This is a genomic window from Streptomyces sp. NPDC053427 (genome assembly GCF_044544985.1).
Taxonomy (GTDB): Bacteria; Actinomycetota; Actinomycetes; order Streptomycetales; family Streptomycetaceae; genus Streptomyces.
The window spans coordinates 127,956-133,955 of record NZ_JBITYA010000019.1; the positions used below are offsets into that span (position 1 = coordinate 127,956).

The 6,000-nt window shown below is 70.0% G+C and carries 4 protein-coding genes; 3 read left to right on the plus strand and 1 reads right to left on the minus strand.

All coding sequences use genetic code 11. The features are described 5' to 3' along the window. Nucleotides 1-373: 373 nt before the first annotated feature. Nucleotides 374-1,699: an NAD(P)/FAD-dependent oxidoreductase gene (locus ACIGWZ_RS38100; protein WP_400072413.1), complete on the plus strand. Its 1,326-nt coding sequence runs from the start codon at nucleotides 374-376 to the stop codon at nucleotides 1,697-1,699. Nucleotides 1,700-2,023: 324 nt separating this feature from the next. Continuing rightward, nucleotides 2,024-3,799, plus strand: coding sequence for a SpoIIE family protein phosphatase (locus ACIGWZ_RS38105; protein WP_400072397.1), 1,776 nt, complete (start codon nucleotides 2,024-2,026; stop codon nucleotides 3,797-3,799). 13 nt (nucleotides 3,800-3,812) lie between these two features. Here ACIGWZ_RS38105 and ACIGWZ_RS38110 read toward each other — a convergent pair whose 3' ends face one another. Then, nucleotides 3,813-5,099, minus strand: a complete 1,287-nt coding sequence (locus ACIGWZ_RS38110; protein WP_400072399.1) for an MFS transporter — start codon at nucleotides 5,097-5,099, stop codon at nucleotides 3,813-3,815. Between the two features lie 176 nt (nucleotides 5,100-5,275). Between ACIGWZ_RS38110 and ACIGWZ_RS38115 the strand changes: the two genes are divergently transcribed. Beyond that, complete coding sequence (locus ACIGWZ_RS38115) at nucleotides 5,276-5,836, plus strand: MarR family winged helix-turn-helix transcriptional regulator (RefSeq protein ID WP_400072401.1); 561 nt, start codon at nucleotides 5,276-5,278, stop codon at nucleotides 5,834-5,836. Nucleotides 5,837-6,000: the final 164 nt, after the last annotated feature.

A 6,000-nucleotide genomic window follows, 5' to 3' on the forward strand; every position in this document is an offset into this window, starting at 1 on the left:
GGCGTACCGACGAGAGGGTGCACCCCAACGAGATACGAACATAGTTGAGCCCGGGTCAAGAATGAAGGGGGTGTTCCGCACACTGCGCCCCCCGATCGGCCCAAGGGGCCGGATCCGCCCCGATTGCGTACCCGTCCTCAACCCGCCACGCGCCCTCTGACCTGCGCACCTTGCCGAGCGTCCGCGGAAGATGACCGTCCGCCGCGTCATCCGCCCCCGGTCATACATTTCGACGAGCCTGTGGACAAAGCCGTTCCTGGGGTGCGTCATGGAACAGTGGTGTCGGCTCGACCTCGCGAGGAGAACCTCTGTGACGGCAGTGTCTTCCAACGAAGTGGCGCGCATTCTCGTGGTCGGTGGCGGTTACGTCGGGATGTACACCGCCCTGCGGCTCCAGCAGAAGCTGAAGCAGGAACTGCGGCAGGGCACCGTCGAGATCGTTGTGGTCGATCCCGAGCCGTACATGACATACCAGCCATTTCTGCCCGAGGCCGCGGCCGGTTCCATCTCCCCGCGCCATGTCGTCGTACCGCTGCGCCGGGTGCTGCCCCACTGCCATGTCGTCATCGGCGAGGTCACGGCCATCGACCACGACGAGCGTAAGGCCGTCATCACGACCCTGGCCGCCGAGGAAACCGGCGAGGGCGCGATCCAAGTGGCGTACGACGAACTGATCCTCGCGCCCGGCTCGATCTCCCGCACCCTCCCCATCCCGGGACTCGCCGACGTCGGCATCGGCTTCAAGACCGTCGAAGAGGCCATCGGCCTGCGCAACCACGTCCTCGAACAGCTCGACATCGCCTCCTCCACCCGCAACCCCGAGATCCGCGACGCGGCGCTGACCTTCGTCTTCGTCGGCGGGGGCTACGCGGGCGTGGAGGCGCTGGCCGAACTGGAGGACATGGCCCGCTACGCCGTTCGCTACTACCACAACGTCCAGCCCGAGGACATGAAGTGGATCCTGGTGGAGGCGACCGACCACATCCTGCCCGAGGTGGGCCCCGAACTGGGCCGGTACGCCGTACGTGAGCTGCGCTCCCGCAATATCGACGTCCGGCTGGAGACCCGGCTGGAATCCTGCGAGAACCGCGTCGCCGTCCTCAGCGACGGCGCCCGCTTCCCCAACCGGACCCTGGTGTGGACCGCCGGCGTCAAACCGCACCCCATCCTGGCCGCGGCCAAAATGCCGCTGAACGGCCACGGCCGCCTCAAGTGCACCGCCGCACTCCAGGTGGACGGCGTCGCACACGCCTGGTCCGCCGGTGACGCGGCCGCCGTGCCCGATCTGACGGCCGACCCGCCCGCCGAGCCCGACGAGCCCCGCGTGACCTGCGCGCCCAACGCACAGCACGCCGTCCGCCAATCCCGGGTGCTCGCCGAGAACATCGTGGCGACCCTGCGCGGCGGCCCGATCGAGAACTACGCGCACAAATACTCCGGGTCGGTGGCCTCGCTCGGCCTGCACAAGGGCGTCGCGTATGTCTACGGGCGCAAGCTGAAGGGCTACCCGGCGTGGTTCATGCACCGCGCCTACCACCTCAGCCGGATGCCCACCTTCAACCGCAAGGCGCGGGTGCTCGCCGAATGGATCCTCGCCGGCCTGTTCAAACGGGAGATCGTCTCGCTCGGCTCGCTGGAGAACCCGCGCGGCGAGTTCGAACTCGCCGCGGGCACCGGCCGGCACAACGAAGCCAGTTGATCGACCCCCTCCACCAAGGGAGTTGACATCGCATCAGTCAAGGGGCGCCCGGATGCACCGCAACCCGGATCTCCACGCCGAGCCCCCGACGTCTGACGGATGTCAGTCCGGTCGGCCACACTGGACGTGTGACCATGGGTGGGCTCGTATCTGCAAAGAGTGACAATCACGAGGATTCTGGACGTTTGCTGCATTCCGCGAGAGGGCGCCGAGGGTGCCCCCAGCCGACACTCCACCGGCCCCCGGCCGGGCGGAGCCTAGGGGAGTCCCCTCATGCCGACGGCCCGATCCCGCGCGACGACGCGAAGTAAGAGGTACCCCTCCGTGATCTTCACGCGCTGGAGCGCCAAGCTCCCCGGCACACAGCGGCGCACCGCCGCGCGATCCAACCGCGCCGCGCCACCAGCCGGACCCGCCGCGCCGACGCCGTCCGCCACGCCCCCAGGAGAGGGCGACCCGCCGGCCACCTCCGGTACGGGCTCCGTCCCCGCCGCCCGCGCCGAATCGGCCTCCCCCGAGGGACCGGCCCCGGCGGCCGCGCCCCCCACCGTCGACGCGCTGTCCGTGCACGACATCCTCGGCACCATCCCCGCCCTGGTCGCCGTCGTCTACGGCCCCGAGCACCGCATCGCCTACGTCAACGGCGCCTACGCCGCCGTCTTCGGCCCCCGCCCCGCCGGCCACACCGCCCGCGAGGCCCTCCCCGAGCTCACCGAACTGGGCCTGCTCCCGCTCATGGACCAGGTGCTGCGCAGCGGCAAGCCCCGCACGGTCAAATCGCGCCGGGTCCCCGGCGGCGCCGGCCCGGACCGTACCCGCGACGGCTACTACACCTTCACCTGCACCCCGATCGAGGTCGCCGCCAGCGGCCCGGCCCCCGACCCCGAGGTCGCCTGCATCGCCCCCCACAAAGGCGTGCTGGTCTTCGGCGCGGATGTCACGGATCAGATCGAGTCCGCCGAGCGTCTGCGCGTCAGTGAGGCCCGTCAGCGGGAGGCCGCGGTCACGCTCCAGCGTTCGCTGCTGCCGCAGGAGCTGGAGCAGCCGGACGATCTGCGGGTGGCCGCCACGTACCAGCCGGGCGGTACGGATGCGGCGGTCGGCGGTGACTGGTACGACGTGATCACGCTCGGTGCCGGCCGCACGGCCCTGGTCATCGGGGACGTGATGGGCCGGGGGGTGCGCGCCGCCGCCGTCATGGGCCAGCTGCGCACCGCCGTACGGGCTTACGCGCGCCTGGACCTTCCGCCGCACGAGGTGCTCCAGCTGCTGGACGGTCTGGCCGCCGAGATCGACGCCAGCCAGATCGCCACCTGCGTCTACGCCGTCCACGACCCCAACGAGGGCCGCCTGGTCTACGCCTCGGCCGGCCATCTGCCCATCCTGGTCCGCGACGCCGACGGCTCCGTCCGCCGCGCCGCCGAGCCCACCGGGCCCCCGCTCGGCACCGGCGGCTGGCTGCACACCTCCGGCTCCGTCCCCCTCGGCCCCGGCTGCAGCGCCGTCCTCTACACCGACGGGCTCGTCGAACGCCGCGACAAGGACATCGATCACGGCGTGGAAGCCCTGGAGGCCGCCTTCGCGGGCGCGACCGGCGCCCCCGACATCGTCTGCGACCGCCTCCTGCGCGCCCTCGGCATCACCGCCACCCACGACGACGACGTCGCGATCCTCGTCCTCCAGCACCCCGAGCGCACCGGCCACGACGCCGAGCTGTTCCACAACGCCGCCCTCGAACTCCATGGCGGCACCGAAGCGGCGCCCCGCGCCCGCGCCTTCGCCTCCGGAGTCCTGGCCTCCTGGCGCTTCTCGCCGGAACTCCACGACCTCGGCGTCCTGGCGGCCAGCGAACTCGTCGCCAACTCCCTCCAGCACGGCACACCCCCCATGCGCCTCCGCCTCCGCCGCACCGACCGCCGACTGATCATCGAGGTCACCGACGGCGACGACCACCTCCCCCGCCGCCGCCGCGCAGAACCGGCCGACGAGGCCGGCCGCGGCATCTCCATCGTCGCGACCATCGCCTCGTCCTGGGGCTCCCGCCGCACTCCCGGCGGCGGAAAGGCCGTCTGGTGCGAATTCGCGCTGCCTCGCGGCTAACGCCGGAGCCGGTTCACGCGGCCGCGGCCACCGGCTCCGACCGCGGCGCGGGAACCGCCGCCACGAGCCGATGCGGATTGTCCTGCACCGGCCGCAACATCCGCCCCAGCCGCAACGACAACACCGTGATCCCCAGCGCACACACCACCAGCATTCCGATGTACGCCATGTACATCCCATGCCCCACCATCAACGCACCCACCGCCGGCCCAATGGCCAACGCCAGCTGCTTGACCAGCGCAAACGCCGAGTTGTACTGACCTATCAGCGAGGTCGGCGCCAGATCGGCCACCAACGGAGCCACCGTCGGCGACAACATCGACTCACCTATCCCGAACAACGCATAGGTCGAGATCAGCAGCGTCGTCGCCACGACCGGCGCACCGTGCACCAGCCCGGACACCCCGGCGGCTATCCACGCCACGGTCCAGATCATCCCGACAAGCGCCATCACCCGACTGCGCCGCCGCCGCTCGACCAGCTTCAGCACCACGAACTGCGCCACCACGATCGCCGCCGTATTGGCCGCCAGCGCAATACCGAGCGTGGCCGGCGCGATCCGGGTGACTTCGGTGGCGTACGCCGCCAGCCCCGACTCGAACTGCCCGTAGCAGGCAAAGAACAGCACGAACCCCAGCACGCACAGCCACACCATCCGACGGTCCCCGAACAGCGCGCGCCACGCCCCCTTGGGCCGCTCCTCGGTCGGCACCGCATCCTCGACCTTCGGCGCCTGCGGCAGCCGTACGGAAGCAATGGCGGCACCCAGCACCAGGAACATCACGGCCTCGATGGCGAACAGCCGCACAAAGCTCGACGGGTGCGCGGCGTCGACCAACAACCCGCCGACCAGCCCGCCGACACCCAGCCCCAGGTTGTTCAGAAAGAACTGGGTCGCGAACGCCCGCGACCGGGTCAGCGTCGTCGAGCACCACACGATCATCGTCGCGAGCGCCGGCTGTATCACCGCGATTCCCGCACCGAGCGCCACGGCCGAGGCGATGACCAACGGCACCGTCGCCGACAGCCCCAGCCCCAGCGCCCCGATGGCGGCCGAGACCGTGCCGACGATGGCCACCGGCAGCGGACCCCGCCGGTCGATCACCCGACCGGTCAACGGCAGCACGACCAGCGCGGCCACGGCCAGCACGGCCAGCACCACACCGGCCGTATTCGCACCGAGGTCCCGCACCTTCGCCACATAGACGTACAGATACGGAACCGTGAAGCCGTTACCGAACGCACTCAGCGCGTTCCCCAGCTGGATCCGGCGCAACGCGGCGCCCATCGCGGTGGTCACACTCACCTACCTAGGTCAGGTCAAAAGACGAACAAGAGGTACGAACCCAGGAGCCGAGGCCGACCACGGCAGGACCGGACAGTCACGCCTTGAAGACTTCAACTCTAAAGTTCGAAGCTAAAGACTACACAAGGAAGGACTTCGACGCCAATGACTTTCGTGTCATACTGCGCCGCATGCCTGAGCCCTCAGATGCGGCGCCCGACGCGACCGAGCCGAGCCTCGAGGAACAGATCGCGGCCTACCAGCGCGAGTTCCAGGCCCTCGACCCCCAGGTCGAGCAGGTCGTTTCCGCACTTCAGCGCCTCAACCGGCGGATGAACGTCGCGTACGGACGCCAGACGGCGACCCTCGGCCTGAGCAACGCCGAATGGGAGGTCCTCAAGGCCCTCGTGGTCTCCGGGGCTCCCTACCGATTGGGCCCCGGCGAACTCGCCAAACGCCTCGGCCTCACGCCGGCCGCCATGACGCACCGCATCGACCGCATGGCGAGCGAAGGCCTGGTCACGCGAGAGCGCGACGAGAACAACCGGGTCCGCGTGATCGTCGAGCTGACCGACGAAGGCCGAGAGAAGTGGCTGGAGGCCATGCGCCTGGCAACGGTCTTCGAGGAGGACCTCCTCCAGGACCTCTCGAACGACGACCGCCACCGCCTCGGCGAGGTCCTGACACGGCTCCTGCGCCGCGTGGAGGACGCCCAACCGGACGCCGAAGGCCGCCTGAACGACCTCGGCTGACCCAAGTTGACACGCCCCTGCCCCATCCGTAGTGTTCTCCGAGTTGCCACACAGCCGTAACGGTTCTGCGGCAGCCATCCCGCCGCTTCGCGGCACACCACTACTGCACGGCCCCTCACCGGGAACGATTTCGGCATGCCGGAATTCGGACCGGGACTCGATTA